Source organism: Rhizobium sp. SEMIA 4085 (assembly GCF_013004495.1).
Lineage (GTDB): Bacteria > Pseudomonadota > Alphaproteobacteria > Rhizobiales > Rhizobiaceae > Rhizobium > Rhizobium gallicum.
On sequence record NZ_JABEPH010000550.1, the window covers coordinates 1 to 2,666 of the forward strand.

At 58.6% G+C, this 2,666-nt stretch carries 1 protein-coding gene and 2 pseudogenes; all 3 read right to left on the reverse strand.

Annotated features, from left to right (window positions below):
* The coding region (locus C9413_RS30760; RefSeq protein WP_170251379.1) for an ISNCY family transposase at window positions 1–781 on the reverse strand (781 nt) is incomplete at its 3' end.
* Between the two features lie 178 nt (window positions 782–959).
* Window positions 960–1,969: pseudogene (locus tag C9413_RS30765) on the reverse strand (IS30 family transposase).
* A 293-nt stretch (window positions 1,970–2,262) separates the two neighbouring features.
* A pseudogene (locus C9413_RS30770) lies at window positions 2,263–2,666 on the reverse strand (ISNCY family transposase); the annotation flags it as partial.

A 2,666-nucleotide genomic window follows, 5' to 3' on the forward strand; every position in this document is an offset into this window, starting at 1 on the left:
GTGTCTGATTGGCCCGCTCCACACGGCCTTTCGCCTGCGGAGTGTTGGCGCAGATGATGTCGATGTTCAGCTCATAAAGCGCCCGGCCGAACTGCGTCAGACCGCTCGTGCGGTCTTTCATCGAGGCGTGCGTGCTGCGAAAAACACCGTGCTTGTCACTGTAAAACGCAATCGGCTTGCCCCATTGCTGCAAATAGGCCTTCGTCGCGTGCAGATAGTCAAAGGTGTTCTCAGAGGCGGCAAAGCGCAAATGAAAGAGCTTGCCCGTCGCATCATCGATATAGACGAGCAGGGCGCATTTGGGGCCGCGGTTCTCGAACCACCAGTGATGCGACCCGTCGATCTGCACCAGTTCACCAAAGCAGTCGCGCCGGCCGCGCGGCTGGAAAACTCGCTTCTTGCGCTCACGACGCGAAATCCAAATGCCGGCCTCGGTCATCCATTGCCGCAGCGTCTCCTTGGCGAGAGAGATCCTGTGCAACTCAATCAGCTTCTCGCGCGCCAGCGTCGGACCGAAGTCCAGATAGCGTTCGCGGATCAGGTCCAGCGCCGCATTACGAAATTCCTCGCTGTGGCGCCGATTGCTCGGCCGTGATCGCTTCTTTGAAACAAGGCCGGCCGGCCCATCCCGGTCATAGGCCTGCAGCAGCCGATGAACCTGACTTCGACTGAGGTCGAGCCGTTCTGCCGCCTGGACAACAGTCAGGCGTTCGTCACGGATCTTCTGGATGAGTTCGAGGCGATGCAATTCTTTCTGCGACATGGTGATTATACAGGACATGACGACTCCGACCGCTCATGGTCTCGACCAGGCTGAAGATCGTCATCCTTGCTCCCAACGTTGGCTTTGACCAGTGCGTCGAGAGGCGAGACTGTCGCATCTCTAACTGGCCCAACTGTCGCATTACTAAATAGCCGTGTGAGTTCATGGCGAACCGCGACCTGCGGGCTTTGAGAAGCTAACCGGTGCGCCGGATTTGCGCGAGGAGTTTCTGGCGGAAGACTTCGGCGGGCGTTCGATAGCCGAGGCATTTGCGCGGCGTTGCGTTGAGCTGGTCGCAAATGTCCTTCAGGTCGCGGTCGGTGATCGACAGTGGATCCACCTCTCTCGAAAGCCATTTCCTGACCCGGCCATTGGTATTCTCGACGGTGCCTTTTTGCCAAGGCGATTGCGGATCGCAGAACCATATCTGCGTTCCGATGCCAGCCTGCAGATAGGGCCATTCGCTGAACTCAGTTCCCCGGTCGAAGGTGATGGAGCGTCGAGCAGCATGGGGCAGGGTTTGGAGCACATCAATCAGCCCGTCCATGATCGGCTTCGATTGCCGGTCGTTGTTGCGCAGGAAGACGGCAAAGCGGCTGACACGCTCGACCAGTGAGGTCATGTTGGCCTTACCGAACTTCTTGCGAAACTGAATGAGATCGCACTCCCAATGGCCGAACTGCTTGCGCTCGGCAACGGCATCAGGACGTGAAGGATGTTGAGTTCCGGGCTGAAGCGGCGACCGTGACGCCGCCGGGCATACCGCGGTCTGCGTCTCGCACGACGCTCCGGCAGGTGCCGCCACAGCTTGATGGCTTGGCCGTCTGCGGAATAGGCGAACTTGTAGATCGTCTCGTAACTGACAGAGATCGGATGGCGCTCCAGCCGCAATCGGCCAGCGATCTGCTGTGGCGACCAGCCATGCATGATCCGCTCGATGACCGATTGGCGCAGATGCGAGAACCGGGCGAGCTTGCGCAGCTTGGCTCTGCGCTCACGTGCCATCTCGTTGGCGGTGACGCAATAGTAGCCGTTGAGGTCCGGCATCTCACGATCCTCGAACGTATTGCGGCGCAGCTCGCGGAAAATCGTCGAACGATGCCGGCCGAGCTTCTCGGCGATGACGGGGGCGCTCAGGCCGGCCGCTCGCCAGCGAGCGATCCTGCGACGTTCATCCATCTCGATCTGGGAGTAGGTGCGTCTCATGAGCGTTCCTTGCGCGTGATAACCCATTGGTATCTATCGCAAGTCGCACTTCATCCTTGAACCCACCCCGCTACAACACGTGTCACAGCTAATTAAAGATGAGACAAAGTACGCAATTTAGAAACGCGACATCATACTATCCATTATTGCTGGCGTTTCAATATTCTATATTGATGAATACACAGAGGTAAGCCGCCGTCCGGGTGGAGCTTGTCGGTATTGCGTAGCCCGGTCGGCGCGCAGGGCTCAAGTGCAACAATATACTTTAGCTTTTTCAATCCGGATCGCTTACATCACTCGGTGTTAAGCTGGCTCGCCAATACCTGCTGCCGTCGGGCGATAACGACTGGATCCTTCGTAAAATCCGTCTTCCGTCCTGGCTTGGTGCCGCGCTGCTGATAGCCATTGCTCTGGCTGCCATCGCGAATGCCGAACATATGGTCCGTCTGGCCGGTGCGGCGAGGCCCACTTTTGCTGCGTTGCTGTTGGCGCCCGGCCTGCAGCTCGGCCACGATCGAAAGCATGTCGTCTAGGCGTTTGTTCTCGATCACGTCCGCCCGGTGCACCGACCGTAACATGTCGAACGTTCTGTAGGGCAGGGAGGCTTCCCCGTCTGTGATCTCCAGGCGCCCGTCCGGATAGTCGCATACGACAACCTTCTTGCCCGCCAGCCCCGTTGCGCGCTCTGTCGGATCGA